The sequence below is a fragment of the Enterobacter sp. CM29 genome, assembly GCF_013179605.1.
Lineage (GTDB): Bacteria > Pseudomonadota > Gammaproteobacteria > Enterobacterales > Enterobacteriaceae > Enterobacter > Enterobacter intestinihominis.
Genome location: NZ_JABMCU010000103.1, coordinates 1 through 15,845 on the forward strand (window position 1 = coordinate 1; position 15,845 = coordinate 15,845).

18 protein-coding genes are annotated in these 15,845 nt (G+C 52.8%); 8 read left to right on the top strand and 10 right to left on the bottom strand.

Features of this window, described 5'->3' with window-relative positions; translation table 11 throughout:
- The 3 genes from HP459_RS13785 to HP459_RS13795 form a co-directional block, all read right to left on the bottom strand.
- On the bottom strand, positions 1-463 hold a 463-nt coding region (locus HP459_RS13785; protein WP_171936341.1), incomplete at its 3' end, for a DUF1264 domain-containing protein.
- A gap of 206 nt (positions 464-669) precedes the next feature.
- The gene (locus HP459_RS13790) at positions 670-1,938 is read right to left on the bottom strand and encodes a Y-family DNA polymerase (RefSeq protein ID WP_032671166.1); all 1,269 of its coding nucleotides are present in this window, start codon (positions 1,936-1,938) and stop codon (positions 670-672) included.
- A 1-nt stretch (position 1,939) separates the two neighbouring features.
- Positions 1,940-2,359, bottom strand: a complete 420-nt coding sequence (locus HP459_RS13795; RefSeq protein ID WP_022647996.1) for a translesion error-prone DNA polymerase V autoproteolytic subunit — start codon at positions 2,357-2,359, stop codon at positions 1,940-1,942.
- A 326-nt stretch (positions 2,360-2,685) separates the two neighbouring features.
- Here HP459_RS13795 and HP459_RS13800 point away from each other — a divergent pair, with 326 nt between their 5' ends.
- From HP459_RS13800 to HP459_RS13810, 3 genes are all read left to right on the top strand, one after another.
- A complete protein-coding gene (locus tag HP459_RS13800; RefSeq protein WP_006808847.1) occupies positions 2,686-2,925 on the top strand; it encodes a DinI family protein in 240 nt (79 codons plus the stop codon).
- Positions 2,926-3,188: 263 nt separating this feature from the next.
- Entirely contained in the window at positions 3,189-3,878 is a 690-nt protein-coding gene (locus HP459_RS13805; protein ID WP_171936342.1) for an SOS response-associated peptidase, read from the top strand.
- A 367-nt stretch (positions 3,879-4,245) separates the two neighbouring features.
- Complete coding sequence (locus HP459_RS13810; RefSeq protein WP_022647994.1) at positions 4,246-4,464, top strand: cold shock domain-containing protein; 219 nt, start codon at positions 4,246-4,248, stop codon at positions 4,462-4,464.
- Between the two features lie 247 nt (positions 4,465-4,711).
- Here HP459_RS13810 and HP459_RS23370 read toward each other — a convergent pair whose 3' ends face one another.
- Positions 4,712-4,876: a YnfU family zinc-binding protein gene (locus HP459_RS23370; protein ID WP_213083702.1), complete on the bottom strand. Its 165-nt coding sequence runs from the start codon at positions 4,874-4,876 to the stop codon at positions 4,712-4,714.
- Positions 4,877-5,026: 150 nt separating this feature from the next.
- Here HP459_RS23370 and HP459_RS13815 point away from each other — a divergent pair, with 150 nt between their 5' ends.
- Both HP459_RS13815 and HP459_RS23685 read left to right on the top strand, forming a co-directional pair.
- Entirely contained in the window at positions 5,027-5,254 is a 228-nt protein-coding gene (locus HP459_RS13815; RefSeq protein ID WP_071788017.1) for a hypothetical protein, read from the top strand.
- Between the two features lie 209 nt (positions 5,255-5,463).
- Positions 5,464-5,571, top strand: a complete 108-nt coding sequence (locus HP459_RS23685; RefSeq protein WP_022647993.1) for a YnaM/YnfT family protein — start codon at positions 5,464-5,466, stop codon at positions 5,569-5,571.
- Between the two features lie 297 nt (positions 5,572-5,868).
- On the opposite strand, the gene dcp is transcribed toward HP459_RS23685, so the two are convergent.
- Positions 5,869-7,902 carry a peptidyl-dipeptidase Dcp gene (gene dcp / locus HP459_RS13820; RefSeq protein WP_171936343.1) on the bottom strand — a complete coding sequence of 678 codons (2,034 nt, stop codon included), beginning with the start codon at positions 7,900-7,902 and terminating at the stop codon, positions 5,869-5,871.
- Between the two features lie 143 nt (positions 7,903-8,045).
- Here dcp and ydfG point away from each other — a divergent pair, with 143 nt between their 5' ends.
- A complete protein-coding gene (ydfG, locus tag HP459_RS13825; RefSeq protein WP_038415990.1) occupies positions 8,046-8,792 on the top strand; it encodes a bifunctional NADP-dependent 3-hydroxy acid dehydrogenase/3-hydroxypropionate dehydrogenase YdfG in 747 nt (248 codons plus the stop codon).
- 90 nt (positions 8,793-8,882) lie between these two features.
- The gene (locus HP459_RS13830; protein ID WP_003857403.1) at positions 8,883-9,569 is read left to right on the top strand and encodes a GntR family transcriptional regulator; all 687 of its coding nucleotides are present in this window, start codon (positions 8,883-8,885) and stop codon (positions 9,567-9,569) included.
- Positions 9,570-9,604: 35 nt separating this feature from the next.
- Here HP459_RS13830 and HP459_RS13835 read toward each other — a convergent pair whose 3' ends face one another.
- Entirely contained in the window at positions 9,605-10,036 is a 432-nt protein-coding gene (locus tag HP459_RS13835; RefSeq protein ID WP_023300013.1) for a universal stress protein, read from the bottom strand.
- A gap of 287 nt (positions 10,037-10,323) precedes the next feature.
- Here HP459_RS13835 and ydfZ point away from each other — a divergent pair, with 287 nt between their 5' ends.
- The gene (ydfZ, locus tag HP459_RS13840; protein ID WP_003857405.1) at positions 10,324-10,527 is read left to right on the top strand and encodes a putative selenium delivery protein YdfZ; all 204 of its coding nucleotides are present in this window, start codon (positions 10,324-10,326) and stop codon (positions 10,525-10,527) included.
- Between the two features lie 44 nt (positions 10,528-10,571).
- On the opposite strand, the gene HP459_RS13845 is transcribed toward ydfZ, so the two are convergent.
- The 4 genes from HP459_RS13845 to manD all read right to left on the bottom strand — a co-directional run.
- Positions 10,572-12,035, bottom strand: coding sequence for a mannitol dehydrogenase family protein (locus tag HP459_RS13845; RefSeq protein WP_171936344.1), 1,464 nt, complete (start codon positions 12,033-12,035; stop codon positions 10,572-10,574).
- Between the two features lie 223 nt (positions 12,036-12,258).
- Complete coding sequence (locus HP459_RS13850) at positions 12,259-13,638, bottom strand: MFS transporter (RefSeq protein ID WP_023306118.1); 1,380 nt, start codon at positions 13,636-13,638, stop codon at positions 12,259-12,261.
- A gap of 73 nt (positions 13,639-13,711) precedes the next feature.
- Positions 13,712-14,731: a Zn-dependent oxidoreductase gene (locus tag HP459_RS13855; protein WP_171936346.1), complete on the bottom strand. Its 1,020-nt coding sequence runs from the start codon at positions 14,729-14,731 to the stop codon at positions 13,712-13,714.
- 14 nt (positions 14,732-14,745) lie between these two features.
- The coding region (gene manD / locus HP459_RS13860; protein WP_171936345.1) for a D-mannonate dehydratase ManD at positions 14,746-15,845 on the bottom strand (1,100 nt) is incomplete at its 5' end.

The window sequence follows — 15,845 nt, forward strand, 5'->3', positions numbered from 1 at the left end:
CAATTTTGCTCATCAATGCTTTGTCAGCCACTGCAGGTAAACCTGGAGCAATCAGGCTGCCGGATTTCACTTCATATTGATGGCTGTGCCACAATTTTTTTTCTTCCGGCGGCAGTGTGTTAAACAAACGCTCACTAATAATGTACTCAACGCCCATTAAACGGGCATCTTTGGTGTTACCGTCGTAGATCACCGCCTGCATCACGTCTTCATTCAACACGGTTACATAATGATGGGCTTCCATCTGGCCATTTTTATCCCCGCTATAAAAATGGAAACCGTCAAGGTAGGCACTCATTGCATCAATGGGCGGACGGGACTGGATAAGCTGAGCACCGGCTTCAAGCGTGCTCGTCCCGACGGAGGTTTTTACACCCGGAAGAGGCGTATTTGAAGGGGTATTGTTCGCGCCACAACCCACTAACGTCAGGCTCGACAATAATAAAAGCGATAATGGTTTCATTGACCCTCCCTGTAAAAGTCACTTTACTGAAAGTAGTACATTCGCGCAGACACGCCAGGAGAGTTTTTATTAAACCATCCGGCGAACTGGCGTACGTTCCGTTTAAGAACACCATTTAAATACTGGCAGAAAGAGCATCAGAGATTTGTTTGATCAATTGCCATTTATATCAATGTCCGCTTCTGGCACAAAACAGCCATTAACATTCATCGAATTCTCAGTAAATCTGAATACCGGGTCGTATACCGCGGCGAAAGCATTTCACGCTTCATCTGCCATTGCTGCTGTATGCCCTGCCCGGCAAAATAAAGCGTACCCTTTCCATCTTTCGCGTTCAGACGATCCAGCACTTCCATCAGCTTTTCACTTCCGGCACGCGGCGCGCTGTTGTCAAACAAATTGAGCTGGGCAACGCCCTGGCTGAAGAAGTCCCCGAGCATAATGCCGGCTTTCTGGTAGCGGTGACCCTCCTTCCAGATTTTGTCGAGGCACTTTACCGCGGCGTTGATAATGTCGCGGGAGTCCTGAGTGGGTGTGAGAAGCGTCATTGAGGCACTGTTGCCGTAATAGGGTTCGTTCAGAGCGAACGGAGAGGTCTTTACGAACGCCGAGATAAAGCGGCAATACTGGTGCTCGCCACGTAACTTCTCAGCGCCACGGGCCGCATAGCTGCATATAGCCTGGCGCACCTGCTCGTATTCTGTCACGCGCTCACCGAATGACCGACTACAGACGATCTCCTGCTTTGTCGGTGCAAACTCTTCCAGATCGAGGCACGGCTCGCCGCGCAGCTCCCGGACCGTTCGCTCCAGCACTACATTGAAGTGCTTGCGGATAATCCACGTGCTCTGCTCTGAGAGATCCAGCGCCGTTTTGATACCCATCGCATTGAGCTTCTTGCTGATGCGCCTGCCCACGCCCCATACGTCCTCTACAGGCACGATAGCCAACAACCGGCGCTGGCGGTCGATATTGGATAAATCAACCACCCCACCCGTCTGCTGCTGCCATTTCTTCGCCGCGTGATTTGCCAGCTTCGCCAGCGTCTTCGTCTGGGCTATGCCAACGCCGACCCTCAGGTGAGTACGCTTCAAAACCGTTTCACGGATCTCCTTGCCAAAATCAGTCAGGTCCCGGCAATTACGAACCCCGGTGAGATCACAAAAGGCCTCATCAATGGAATATATTTCGACGCGAGGGCTTATTTCTTCCAGCGTGGTCATTACCCGGCTGGACATGTCAGCGTAAAGTTCGTAGTTACTGCTGAAGCAAACCACGCCGGCGCGCCGGAACAGGTCTTTCTGCTTAAAGTATGGCGCCCCCATGGTAACGCCAGCGGCTTTGGCCTCTGCGCTGCGCGCTATCACGCAACCGTCGTTATTTGAGAGGACAACCACCGGTCGGCCTCTCAAATCTGGCCTGAATACCGTCTCGCATGATGCATAGAATGAATTCACATCACAGAGCGCAAACATATCAGCTGGCCGATTTAACAATAAAAGTGACCACACCAAAAACGTCCAGCGTGTCTTCACTGCCAACGATAATCGGTGAATAAGCGCTGTTCATCGGATTGAGTTGAACATTAGGCCGCAGTTGCAGGCGCTTAACGGTGAATTCCCCTTCCACCGCGGCGATGACGATATCGCCGTGCTCAGCCGTTCGGGAACTATCGACCACCAGTAAATCGCCGTCGCTTATTCCCCCTTCAATCATTGAATCACCCGCGGCTTTAACGAAATACGTCGAGCTGGGGTGGGCAACCAGAAGTTCATTAAGATCAATGCGCTGCTCCACATAATCGGCAGCCGGGCTTGGGAATCCGCACTGAACTAAATCGCTGAAAAGTGGAAGCGCGATAATCTCACGCAGTTCTGTAGGTCTGATAAATTCCATTACGCATACCTCTAACACTGTTTTTATATACAGTAGTTTTGTTTTAAAGCACGCGCAAGGCAGCTGAACCGTAGCGACTGTTTAAACCTTCACCGTTTCGTTTGTAAGTTTCTCTCTGGCTTCAAATTATGGTTTTTGTAAATTTTACGATTAAACGCTTCGACTGCTCGTTTTAAAGGCTAAATGAATAGATTGTCATCAACATAAACAAGGTGAAGAGCGGCATGGCATTTCTTTAGCCGGAATGCCGTTTGACTGTACCCATATACAGTAGTATTTTTACGTGCAGACAGAATCGCACAATTAATATTCATAGGGAAAAAATAATGTTTGTTGAACTGGTTTATGACAAGCGAAACGTACAGGGGCTGGAGGGAGCCAGGGAGATAATTCTGGCTGAACTGACAAAACGTGTGCACCGGATTTTTCCTGATGCCAGCGTGACGGTTAAGCCAATGCAGGCGAATGGCCTGAATAGCGATGCCAGCAAAAGCGACCGGGAAAAGCTGAACCGTATGCTTGAGGAAATGTTTGAAGAGTCGGACATGTGGCTGACGCAAGAGTAACAAGGTTAACAAATACCAGCCCACCGGGGAAAAACCGGGCGCAATGCCCGGTTCTGTTTTCAGCCAGTAATGCCTTTAATCACTCACCCGCGGTTCTCCAGCATCGGTTCATTTCTCGGATCGTGCCCACAAGATAAAAACGCCTCCCGGAATTTCTGCCCATTTTCTCGCGTTATCTTGCACAAAATACAGCTTTTGCATGTCGATCAAGTCATCTTATCCCTGCCCTATACTTTGAGTATGACATCCGACTGGAGGTTTCTATGTGTGGACGCTTTGCACAAGCCCAAACCCGTGAAGAATACCTGGCCTACCTTGCCGACGAAGGCGATCGCGACATCGCGTATGACCCGGCCCCCATTGGCCGGTACAACGTCGCGCCCGGTACCAAAGTCCTGCTGCTGAGCGAACGCGACGAACTACTGCACCTCGATCCGGTGTTCTGGGGCTACGCACCTGGATGGTGGGACAAAGCACCACTGATTAACGCACGTGTAGAAACCGCGGCCACCAGCAGAATGTTTAAACCTCTGTGGCAACATGGCCGGGCGATCTGTTTTGCCGATGGATGGTTCGAATGGAAGAAGTCAGGTGACAAGAAACAACCCTACTTCATCCACCGGGCCGACGGTCAGCCAATCTTTATGGCGGCGATCGGAAGCACACCGTTTGAGCGCGGCGATGAAGCCGAGGGATTTCTGATTGTGACGTCTGCGGCTGATAAAGGCCTCGTCGACATTCATGACCGCAGGCCATTAGTTTTGTCATCAGAAGCGGCACGCGAGTGGATGCGACAGCATGTTGGCGGGAAAGAAGCTGAAGAGATAGCTTCAGATGGTGCAGTGCCCGCCGATAAGTTCGTCTGGCATGCGGTAACGCGTACAGTAGGAAATGTAAAAAACCAGGGGAGGAATTTGATAGAGCAAATAGAAATCAAATCTGATCTTAGTTAGACCTGCACTTTTTAGATGGGATAATAAAACCCTTCCCTCTATTGAAGTCAAAACCTTTGACAACTCCTGTCATTTTACGGGACAAATTATTTCCTTGCTGTAAATCAAATTTGACGACACAGGAAAAATTTGGATTGGCTAATCTAATCTGTATGGCCTCCCAGATGGCTAAAATAAGATTTGCTTAAAAGATCTACACGTGCCTTAATGATGCGGTTGGTTCGATGCAATGTGAATCTGACTTTTCCAAAGTAGTCCTCATAACCAGGTGCTATCTCTGATATCCCCTCCTCTTGAGTCCATACGTATGCCATCATGCGTTTCTTTTCATGAACTTGTAACTTTTAAGTGTTCAAGTGGAGTTTTTATGTCATCAAAAATGATAGGTCTTGTTAAGTGGTTTAACGATGATAAGGGCTTTGGCTTCATCTCCCCACTCGATGGAAGTAAAGATATCCTTGTTCACTCTTCTTCTCTACAGGGAGAGACATTCAAAACTCTTTTTGAAGGCCAAAAAGTTAAATTTGCTGTCATTGCCGGTACCAAAGGTCCGACAGCTGCAAATGTTACGCTTTGCGATAAATAACCCCCTCAATGACCGCTTAAGCTTCTGTGAATTAAATAATCAGAAGCGTCATTTATCGTTTGCGAATATCATTACAACAGGCCAGCATATTTACAGCACCGTCAAATTTGCTGACCGATGTGATGAAATGCAGGACTGCTGCATGAATAGTCTCAAAGCAGAAGCTAACTGCTTATAAAATATTAAAGAGCGTAAGAGGTTAGGCAGCCTCCAAAAGCATCACTTCTTAGTTATTATATGAGATTTTTTAGTAATGTTGAGGGGATTTGAACAACGCGTTGCAGTAAGGGCAAACCAGTTGAGCTCCCTTTTGTACACGATTGTAACTATGCTCCGAGTCTCTTGTGCAGTTTGGACAAGGGCATTTGACTAAATAATTTCGGCGGAATTGCGTGTTTTTACGTGCAGACATAAGCTTCTCCAGTACAAATGGACTGCTACAGTACACGTTAAGGCAGAATATTGCTTGTTTTAATTTCGAAAGAGGTAACTAAACGTTAATAAATCAACCCCCTTTCGAACAACCCTGGGCCATAAAACTCCCTGAAATACATGGTGATACATGAAAAAAGTAATTATTTTCTTTAATGGTAAACCAGGTAAAGTAATCACCGTACTAAAGGGCGTGACATCAATACGCGAACAATACCCTAATGGAGAAGGGATAAACCTTCCGATAATGTCAGCCGGTTTTCCCTCTTTAACAGGTGACCATGAAGTTGTCTATGTTGCATCAGATCGAGAGCTTACATCTCAGGAAATATTAGATGCAGCCAGGAAGTATCTATAAGCTTCAATATCTTCTACCAACACTGCAGATAACCTTTAGTAACAAGCATTATTAAAACAATTAGGAATTATCAGTATTGCCTACCTGGCGTAGGCTTTTTTTTTCATTTAGCAGACGATACATTCCTGTCTAATGTCATATATTTTTTAGGACTCGGAACATTTTTTGATTCAAACAGTCTAAAAGATATACTCACAAAGGGGGCCTTTATGACAACGCTTATCATCTCTACTATCGTGGCAATGGTACTGGCATTGATGATTTTAAGTCTGATCAAGATCGGGATCAGCGTATCGAACAATCCTGATGAACTGTAATGTATTCAAGTTTCCATAACCTCTTTATTTACTGGGCAGCCTATTCACCTTTCCTCGCAGGCAGCGCCACTCCAGCCCCGGGTACGTTCCACAATTAATTCCCTCTCCATTGGCGCAGCAGGAAGCTGCCCAGTCGTTCGCCCTGATATATAGGGTCAGCCATAAGAAAGTTATCCTGCAAATTTCGCAGAATTTAAGGATTCATTTTGGGGAGGAATTTGGAGGAGTTTCGGGGAAGAAAAAATCGAACAAAAAACCGGGCATCGCGCCCGGTTCTGTTTCCACACTAAAAAGCCCTTAAACACTCAATCCACGATTCTCCAGCATCGGTTCGATCCTCGGATCGTGCCCGCGCCAGTTCCGGTAAAGTTCAGCTAAATCAGTGCTGTTGCCGCGCGACAAAATCGCCTCGCGGAATGTCTGTCCGTTTTCGCGCGTCAAACCACCCTGCTCGACAAACCACTGGTAGCCATCGTCCGCCAGCATCTGCGTCCAGAGATAGGCGTAATAGCCCGCCGCGTAGCCGCCGCCGAAGATATGGGCAAAATAGCTGCTGCGATAGCGCGGCGGTACGGCTGGAAGATCCAGCCCTTCTTTTTTCAACGCGGCGGCTTCAAAGGCTTCCACGTCTTCAATGGGCTCATGAATGCCGTGCCAGTTCATATCCAGCAGCGCGGCGCTCAGCAGTTCCGTCATGTCATAACCCTTATTAAACTGGGTCGCATTGAGCATTTTTTCCCGCAGCGCATCCGGCATCGGCTCGCCGGTTTGATAATGGCGGGCAAAGTGCGCAAACACCTGCGGATGGCTGGCCCAGTGTTCATTGATCTGCGACGGGAATTCAACGAAATCACGCGGCGTGTTGGTGCCTGAAAGCGTGGCATAGCGCTGGCTGGCAAACAGGCCATGTAGCGTATGGCCAAACTCGTGGAACAGGGTAATCACATCATCCCAGGAGATCAGCGCGGTCTGCCCGTTCGCTGGTTTTTGATAGTTGCAGACGTTATAAATCACCGGACGCGCGGCAAACTCGTAAGACTGCTCAACAAAATTCCCCATCCACGCCCCGCCCGCTTTGGAATCACGCGCGAAAAAGTCGCCGTAGAACAGCGCCATGCCTTCACCCGTGTGGTCGAAAATCTCCCACACGCGAACGTCCGGGTGATAAACCGGAATATCGAAACGCTCGACAAAGCGGATACCGAACAACTGCGTGGCGGTCCAGAATACGCCATCTTCCAGCACGGTATTGAGCGCGAAATAGGGTTTGATCTGCGACTCATCCAGCGCGTATTTCGCTGAACGCACGCGTTCGGCATAAATCGCCCAGTCCCAGGCCTGCACCGTAAAACCGCCCTGCTCGTCGTCAATGACCTTCTGAATATCCGCCTGCTCCAGCGCGGCCCTGCTGCGCGCCGCAGGAACTATCCCGCGCATGAATTCGAGCGCGGCATCCGGCGTTTTCGCCATCTGATCGGCAATGCTCCAGCTGGCATAGTTGTCAAAGCCGAGCAGCTGCGCCTGTCTTGCCCGCAACGCGGTAAGCCGACGGATCAGGTCGCGCGTATCGTTTTCGTCGCCTTTTTGAGTGCGTTCCCAGCCCGCGCTAAACAGCTTTTTACGGGTCTCGCGCAAAGACAGCGCCGCCAGCGCGGGCTGTTGCGTGGTATTCAGAAGCGGGATCAGCCAGCGATCCGTCAGCCCTTTTTCTGCGGCAGCATGAGCCGCGGCAGCAATCTCCTCCGCACTGAGTCCGTCAAGCTGGTGAACATCATCCACCACCAGCCCTCCCGCCTTGTTCGCCGCCAGCAGGCGCTGGTTGAACTGGCTGGTCAGGGTGGCGGCTTCGGTATTCAGGGCTTTCAGCTCGGCTTTTTCATCGGCGTTCAGACGCGCGCCCGCAAGAACAAAGTGCTGATACGTCTCCTCCGTCAGTCGGCGGGATTCGGCATCCAGCGTGTCGCGATCCTGCCAGACGGCTTCCACGCGGGCGAAAAGCGTATCGTTTAGCCAGATATCGTTCGCCAGCCCGGCCAGTTCGGTGGAGAACTGCTCGTCCAGTGCCTGAAGATAATCGTTGGTGTGTGCGGACGTCATGGCGAAGAACACGCTGCTGACGCGCGACAGCATGGCCCCGCTCTTTTCCAGCGCCAGCACGGTGTTGTTGAAGTCCGGCACGGCGCTCTGCGCGATAATCGCGTCAATATCTGCACGCTTGAGGCGCATTGCTTCATCAAACGCCGGGCGATAGTGGCTGTCTTCTATCACATCAAAACGCGGAGCCTGATAAGGCAGCAGGCTAACGTCAAAGAAAGGGTTGTTGACCGACATCGTTTACTCCTGAGCACGGTATTTCTCACCAGAGTAGGCCAGCCTGCTCCGGCCTGCAATGGCGTCATACAAATGTTGCCTTAACGATGTGCCCGAGTGCGTGCTATGGTAGTACAACACAAAAAGCGTTGAGGAACAGTGAGATGATTATATTAGTTACCGGGGCGACAGCAGGTTTTGGTGAAAGCATCACGCGTCGCTTCGTCGCCAACGGACATAAGGTGATTGCAACGGGTCGTCGTCAGGAGCGTCTCCAGGAATTGAAAGACGAGCTGGGCGACAGCATCCTGACCGCACAGCTGGACGTGCGCAACCGCGCCGCCATTGAAGAGATGATTGCCAACCTGCCTGCCGAATGGCGTGAAATCGACGTGCTGGTCAATAACGCTGGCCTGGCGCTGGGCATGGAGCCTGCCCACAAAGCCAACGTGGAAGACTGGGAGAACATGATCGACACCAACAACAAAGGCCTGGTGTACATGACCCGCGCCGTGCTGCCGGGCATGGTTGAACGTAACCGTGGTCATATCATTAATATCGGTTCCACCGCAGGCAGCTGGCCTTACGCGGGCGGCAACGTCTATGGCGCAACCAAGGCCTTTGTACGCCAGTTTAGCCTGAACCTGCGCACCGACCTGCACGGTACCGCGATTCGCGTGACCGATGTTGAGCCGGGTCTGGTCGGTGGAACGGAATTCTCCAACGTGCGTTTCAAAGGCGATGACGCGAAAGCGGATAAAACCTATGAAAATGCGAATGCGCTGACGCCGGAAGATATCACCGAAACCGTCTGGTGGGTCGCGACGCTGCCGAAGCATGTCAACATCAACACGGTTGAGATGATGCCCGTCAGCCAGACCTATGCCGGACTCAGCGTGCATCGCGGGTAATTCACCCTTCCCGGCCTGCGGGCCGGGTATGTGATGACGGGTAAAAGAATGGTAGTATGTTCAGGTTAACTCTCTGAGAAATCACAACCCATGGCCGCTGAATCGCAACTTAATCCTACCCAGCCTGTAAATCAGCAAATTTATCGCATCTTACGCCGTGATATCGTTCGCTGCCTGATCCCACCGGGAACGCCACTCTCAGAAAAAGAGGTTTCGGTACGTTTTGACGTTTCTCGTCAGCCCGTGCGCGAGGCGTTTATTAAGCTCGCAGAAAACGGCCTTATCCAGATCCGCCCTCAGCGCGGCAGCTATGTAAATAAAATTTCGCTTTCGCAGGTACGGAATGGCTGTTTTGTTCGCCAGGCCATTGAGTGCGCCGTTGTGCGTCGCGCCGCGTCGCTCATCAACGATAACCAGTGCTACCTGCTGGAGCAAAACCTGCATCAGCAACGCATTGCCATCGACCGCAAACAGCTGAACGACTTTTTCCAGCTGGACGACGAATTTCACCAGAAACTGGCGCAGATCGCCGAGTGCCAGCTCGCGTGGGATACCGTCGAAAACATCAAAGCTACCATTGACCGCGTGCGCTACATGAGCCTCGACCATGTTTCTCCGCCAGAGATGTTGCTGCGCCAGCATCACGATATTTTCAGCGCACTGGAAAAACGCGACGTGGAAGCCGTAGATAAAGCGATGACGCTTCACCTCCAGGAAATTAGCGAGTCAGTTCAGTTAATTCGTCAGGAAAACCGCGAGTGGTTCAGCGAAGAATAAAACCTCGCCGCCCCCTTTCGGTTGCGGCGAAGTGATTAGCGGACCACTAATACCGGAATAGTGGCGTAGCGCAGGATAGTTTCAGCATTCGAGCCCAGCAGATGTGTTGTCATGCTCGGGTTTCTTGATCCGATAACAATAACGTCATATTTCCCCTCTTTGCTGAGCTGGATGATTTCATCGCGTACGTTGCCGAAACGTACTTCACAATCAATATTTTCCGGGGACATATCAAAGAGCCGTTTCAGTGCCTTCATCTTCTTATCCGACTCGGCGGTCATATACTCTTCGAACTTCTTAATATCGGCATTGAACCCCCGCAGTAACGAACGGCTGCTGTTAGGGAGAATGTTGACCAGGGTGATCGTCGCGCCTTCCGATTTCGCGAGGTTGACCGCGTGGCGTACCGCTTTATCGCTTAGATCCATTTCAAACACGTCAACAGGCATCAAAATTTTCTTATACATAAGCCTGACTCCTTTTCCGATGAAGGGTTATTTTCTGCCTCCAGAATGGCATTGTGGATATAAACAAAGCCTAAACACTTGCGTCTGGAAACTATCAATTAAGGAAAATAACTGTCCGCTTTGTAAAGCGGTGTCCTGAACCGTCAACGCCATCAGGAAATAAGAAAAAAGTGTGAGCTTGATCAAAAGCAAATAATTTCGTTAAAGAGAGGCGTATTAATAGTGCCCCGTGAACGGCAGCCGTTGAATTAGCGCCGTAACGGATAAGTGCGAGAGGAGAAAATACCATGATGACATACGACCGTAACCGAAATGCAATCACCACTGGCAGCCGCGTCATGATTAGCGGCACAGGTCAGTTCGGCGTGATTAAAGCGATCCACAGCGACGGCCTTAATGCCGAGCAGGTGCGTCGTGGTAAAACGGTTGAAGTGGAAGGATGCGAAGGTAAGTTCGAACCGATTGAGCTGATTCGCCTGGGGATGCACTAAGCTGTGCCCCGACATGCCGCCGCGAACGGCGGCATGTCAAAGCGTTAAAGCCGGGTGGCGTACTCAGCAACCGTGGCCTTCGCGCCTTTTTGCAGCAACGTTTGATAGGCCTGCATGACGGCAGCCACGAATACCGTGTCCTTCGGCAGCTCGTTACCGAAAATAGCCTCAATGCCCAACAGCGCGCTAACGCGGCTTTCACCTTCAGCGCTACCGTTTACCGCCGCCTGAATCACCGCCAGCTGTGGATCGCTCACCTCAATCGCGTTACCCTGCTCATCCACACCGCCGACATAACGCATCCAGCCCGCCACGCCCAGGGCCAGCAGCGGGAAGGGTTTCTGGTGGACAAGGTGCCAGCGCACGGAATCGAGCATGCGCTGCGGCAATTTCTGGCTACCGTCCATGGCGATTTGCCAGGTGCGGTGACGCAGGGCCGGATTGCTGTAACGCGCAATCAGCTGGTCGGCATAACGACCCAAATCCACGCCCCGCACTTTCAACGTCGGCGCCTGCTCTATCAGCATCAGCGCATGCGCGGCTGCGCGATAATGTTCATCTTCCATGCAGTCGTTAATGTGCTGATAACCGGCCAGATAGCCGAGATAGGCCAGGAACGAGTGGCTGCCGTTAAGCATTCGCAGCTTCATCTCTTCAAACGGAATGACATCAGAAACCAGCTCCGCACCGGCCTTTTCCCACTGGGGACGTCCGGCAACAAAATTATCTTCCACCACCCACTGGCGGAACGGCTCGCAGGCGACACCTGCCGGATCGCGTACGCCAGTCAGCTGTTCGATTTTATCCAGCGTATCAGCCGTGACGGCGGGCACAATGCGGTCCACCATCGTTGACGGGAAGGTGACGTTCGCTTCGATCCAGTCCGCCAGTTCGCCGTCTACGGCGCGCGCGTAGGCACAGGTCACATTGCGCATCGCGTGGCCGTTCTCCGGCATGTTATCGCATGACATCACGCTGAATGCCGGTAGCCCCGCCGCCTTGCGACGCGCCAGCGCCTCAACCACCACGCCCGGCGCAGATTTAGGCTGATGCGGGTTTTGCAGGTCTGCAACGATTAACGGATGATCGAACATCAGTTGTCCGGTTGCCGGGGAGTGGCAATATCCTTTCTCGGTGATGGTCAGGGAAACAATGGCGACCTGCGGCTCGCACAGCGCCGCCAGCACGGTTTCCAGCCCGTCGATCTGCGCATGCAGCGCGTTTTTGACGACGCCGACCACGCGCGCCGTCCACGCATCGGCAGACATCTCTGCCACGGTATAAAGGTTATCCTGTGCCTTCAGATCGGCGATCTGCTGTTCGCCGCCAATCAGGTTAACTTCGCAGTAACCCCAGTCGCTGCCCTGTTCTGCGGCGAGTATATCGGTGTACACCGCCTGGTGCGCACGGTGAAACGCGCCAAACCCTAAATGAACAATGCGTGCCTTGAGGCTGTCGCGATCGTATTGAGGATGCGTTGCCTTCGCCTGTAATAACCGGTTTTCCATGATTGAGACTCGTTAATTAATGAAAGCTGTGATCCACTGCCGCTTCCTTTTAAGAGCGGCAGCGCCTGCTGACTACACCAACTAGAATGGCAGTCGGAGTCAAAAAACGCTGCCATTAACCATACTGATACATCGTTTTCAGATCTTGATTTACATTAACTTTTCGCCATGTGGTGTGACATCAGTAAAAAGTTGTGTGACAGGTAACACAAGATGTAAACCACTAGCGGCGTGAAGAGAGCGCGCCGTAGGCTACCGATTCCTTATGAGGAGCCTCCGCAGCATCTTCGGCTTCACTCAAATCGCGGTCGCGCACTTCCGGCATCAGCAACGCGGAGACCAGCCCAATCAGCGAGTACGCCACCAGCATCACCACAATCGGCCACCAGGACCCGGTCATGTTGCAGAAGATCCCCGCCAGCACCGGACCAAAGCCTACAGCTACCAGCCCGCCCGCCTCTTTCGAAATGGCCATGCGGGTAAAGCGGTTCCGCGAACCAAACATCTCTGCCATGGTGATGTTTTCCAGCGCGAACAGCCCGAGCACCGCAAAGTTATGAATAACGATGATAGAGAGCATAATCACGCCCGGCGCGTAACTCTTATCGACGATAATCGACAGCATCGGGTAAGCCAGAATAATGGCTGAAATGTTAAGGAGGATATACGGCAGACGGCGCCCCACTTTATCGGACAGCCAGCCCAGCAGCGGGATGGAGAGGAAGCCGAGAATCGAACTGATCATCAGCGCATCGGTTGGGATCGCCTTATCAAACAACAGCGTCTGCACCAGATATCCGGCAAGGAAAGTCTGAATCAAACCTGAGTTGCCGGCCTGACCAAAGCGTAGCCCCGTCGCCAGCCAGAACGATTTGCTCTTAAACATCGCGCCTAATGAGGTATCCTGCGCAGCAACCGGCGCAATGGTTTCAGCGTCGTTAACCTTCTCAAACACCGGGCTCTCTTTAAGGTTCATACGCAGCCAGATGGCGAAGATCATCACCACCACGCTGGCGAGGAACGGCACGCGCCAGCCCCAGGCAATAAGTTCTTCACGATCGAGGGCAAAGAACATCACGGCCCAGATCGCCGTGGCGCTCAGCGTCCCGCAGTTGGTTCCCATGGCCACCAGCGAGGAGATGATGCCGCGTTTACCCTTCGGCGCGTACTCCGCCAGCATGGTACCTGCGCCGGAGATTTCTGCCCCCGCGCCCAGCCCCTGAATAATACGCAGCGTCACCAGCAGCACCGGTGCGAAAATCCCGATCTGCGCGTAGGTTGGCAGGACGCCGATTAAGGTGGTGCAGATCCCCATCATGGTGATGGTGATAAACAGCACCTTTTTGCGGCCAATTCTGTCTCCCATTCTGCCGAAGATAAATGCCCCGACGATACGCGCGATGTAGCCTGCCCCATAGGTCCCCATCGCCAGGATCAGCGCCATGGCCGCGGATTGTTCAGGGAAGAAAATTTCATGGAATACCAGCGCGGCGCCAAGGGAGTAAAGCTGAAAATCCATAAACTCCAGGGCGGTGCCCAGCCAGCCGGATACGGCGGCTTTCACCAGGTCTGACGTACTTCTTTGAGGTTGTGCTTGAGTCATAATGGCTATCTCTGCAAGGTAAGATGCGTACCACTGAGAGCCTGTCTTCGCAGGCTCTTAACCGCGTGAATTATTATTGGTCGAACGTGAGCAAGACTTTGCAGCACTGCCGCTGGTCTTTTTCAAACAGTTCGATGGAGTCTGTAACGTGGTGATAGTCAAATGTATGGGTGACCAGTTTTTCAGGGTCGATTAGCCCTTTTTCCAGCCAGTCAATGACCACCGGAAATTTGTTGGCATTCAGGCGCGAAGAGAAGATCGACAGCTCTTTGCCGGTGATCCCCTGTTGCACGATCTGGCTCGGGTCGCTGGAGAAGCCCATCAGCACGATGCGCGCCGCCGGAGACGCCAGCGTAATCGCTTCCTGCAAAATGGACGGATGACAGGCAGCATCGATGATTAACGTCGGCTTGATGCCTTTTTCATCCAGCGCGGCCTGTAACGAATGCTCGCTGTTGTTGAAGACCCAGTCTGCGCCGCTGCGTTGCGCCATCCCCAGCCGCTCATCAATGCGATCCACCACGATGACCTGCTTCACCTTGTAAACGCCCTTCAGCGCCTGCACGGTGACCAGCCCCATCGGGCCTGCGCCGTAGATCAGCGCCACGTCCTGTTCGGTGGGTTTCGCCTGCCCCGTCACGTTGGCGGCAATGGTGAAAGGCTCAACCATCACCGCGTGTTTGTCAGGGATCGCATCCGGAATGTGCCAGGCATTTTTCGCCGGCACGACGGCGTATTCGCTGAAGCCGCCGTCACGGTGGACGCCCAGCACCACCAGCGAGGTACAAACGTTCGGTTTTCCGACGGAACACGGGTAGCAGTGCCCGCAGCTGATCACCGGATCCACAGACACGCGCTGGCCCAGTCGGGTGCTCTCCACGCCTTCGCCAACCGCGTCTATTTCGCCAAAGAACTCGTGACCGATTACCCGCGGGTATTTCGCAAACGGGTTATGCCCGCGATAGATATGGCTGTCTGAACCGCAGATACCGGCGAGCTTAATTCTGACGCGGACGTCGCCTGCGCCCGGCAACGGGAGAGGACGCTCCTCAATCACCAGCGCATTCGGCTGTTGGATCACTACGCTTTTCATCATTCGCTCCTCGTTTACCAGTTCCAGAGGGTGCCGTCTTCCAGACGGGCCACCGGCAGACAGGCCGGTTCGTACGGGTATTTCGCTGCCAGCTTCTCATCAAACTCAATGCCCAGCCCTGGCTTGTCGCCCGGGTGCATATAGCCGTTATCGAAGCGCCAGCTGTGCGGGAACACTTCCAGCATCTGCTCTGAATACCCCATATACTCCTGCACGCCAAAGTTCGGTACCCACAGGTCAAAATGCAGCGCCGCGGCGTGGCAAATCGGCGACAGATCCGACGGGCCGTGTGAGCCGGTGCGCACCTGGTAGAGTGAGGCAAAGTCAGCAATGCGACGCATCCCGGTGATGCCGCCCGCATGGGTTATGGTGGCGCGGATATAGTCAATGAGCTGCTCTTCAATCAGCTGCTTGCAGTCCCAGATGCTGTTGAACACTTCCCCCACCGCAATGGGCGTGACGGTGTGCTGGCGGATCAGGCGGAAACACTCCTGGTTTTCAGCGGGAGTCGGGTCTTCCATCCAGAACAGGCGGTACTCTTCAATGCTTTTGCCGAATCGCGCCGCTTCGATGGGCGTCAGACGGTGGTGCATGTCGTGAAGGAGATGTTCGTTGAAGCCGAACTGACTGCGCACTGCGTCGAACAGTTTCGGCGTGAAGTCGAGGTATTTCTCGGTGGACCAAAGCTGCTCGTCCGGCCAGTCGCCCTTGGTTGCAGGCTCATACGCCAGCCCTTTTCCTTTAGACATACCATAGGTGGTTTTCATCCCCGGCACGCCGCACTGCACGCGAATAGCCTTGAAGCCCATCTCTTTATGACGGGCATAATCTTCCAGTACGTCGTCAATGGTGTGCCCGGTGGTATGACAATAAACCATCACCCCTTCCCGGGAGGCTCCGCCCAGAAGTTGATAGAGCGGCATGTTCGCGGCTTTCGCTTTGATGTCCCACAGCGCCATATCCACGGCAGAAATCGCTGACATGGTGACCGGGCCACGACGCCAGTACGCGCCTTTATAGAAGAACTGCCAGATATCTTCGATGCGGTGCGCATCGCGGCCAATCAGCTGAGGGCACAGGTGATCTTTCAGGTAGGAGGCAACGGAAAGTTCAC

What these genes read in the sequence shown, in the direction of transcription:
- HP459_RS13790 (WP_032671166.1), bottom strand. Translation starts at nt 1,938, where the DNA reads ATGTTTGCGCTCTGTGATGTGAATTCATTCTATGCATCATGCGAGACG.
- HP459_RS13795 (WP_022647996.1), bottom strand. Translation starts at nt 2,359, where the DNA reads ATGGAATTTATCAGACCTACAGAACTGCGTGAGATTATCGCGCTTCCA.
- HP459_RS13800 (WP_006808847.1), top strand. Translation starts at nt 2,686, where the DNA reads ATGTTTGTTGAACTGGTTTATGACAAGCGAAACGTACAGGGGCTGGAG.
- HP459_RS13805 (WP_171936342.1), top strand. Translation starts at nt 3,189, where the DNA reads ATGTGTGGACGCTTTGCACAAGCCCAAACCCGTGAAGAATACCTGGCC.
- HP459_RS13810 (WP_022647994.1), top strand. Translation starts at nt 4,246, where the DNA reads ATGTCATCAAAAATGATAGGTCTTGTTAAGTGGTTTAACGATGATAAG.
- HP459_RS23370 (WP_213083702.1), bottom strand. Translation starts at nt 4,876, where the DNA reads ATGTCTGCACGTAAAAACACGCAATTCCGCCGAAATTATTTAGTCAAA.
- HP459_RS13815 (WP_071788017.1), top strand. Translation starts at nt 5,027, where the DNA reads ATGAAAAAAGTAATTATTTTCTTTAATGGTAAACCAGGTAAAGTAATC.
- HP459_RS23685 (WP_022647993.1), top strand. Translation starts at nt 5,464, where the DNA reads ATGACAACGCTTATCATCTCTACTATCGTGGCAATGGTACTGGCATTG.
- dcp (WP_171936343.1), bottom strand. Translation starts at nt 7,902, where the DNA reads ATGTCGGTCAACAACCCTTTCTTTGACGTTAGCCTGCTGCCTTATCAG.
- ydfG (WP_038415990.1), top strand. Translation starts at nt 8,046, where the DNA reads ATGATTATATTAGTTACCGGGGCGACAGCAGGTTTTGGTGAAAGCATC.
- HP459_RS13830 (WP_003857403.1), top strand. Translation starts at nt 8,883, where the DNA reads ATGGCCGCTGAATCGCAACTTAATCCTACCCAGCCTGTAAATCAGCAA.
- HP459_RS13835 (WP_023300013.1), bottom strand. Translation starts at nt 10,036, where the DNA reads ATGTATAAGAAAATTTTGATGCCTGTTGACGTGTTTGAAATGGATCTA.
- ydfZ (WP_003857405.1), top strand. Translation starts at nt 10,324, where the DNA reads ATGATGACATACGACCGTAACCGAAATGCAATCACCACTGGCAGCCGC.
- HP459_RS13845 (WP_171936344.1), bottom strand. Translation starts at nt 12,035, where the DNA reads ATGGAAAACCGGTTATTACAGGCGAAGGCAACGCATCCTCAATACGAT.
- HP459_RS13850 (WP_023306118.1), bottom strand. Translation starts at nt 13,638, where the DNA reads ATGACTCAAGCACAACCTCAAAGAAGTACGTCAGACCTGGTGAAAGCC.
- HP459_RS13855 (WP_171936346.1), bottom strand. Translation starts at nt 14,731, where the DNA reads ATGAAAAGCGTAGTGATCCAACAGCCGAATGCGCTGGTGATTGAGGAG.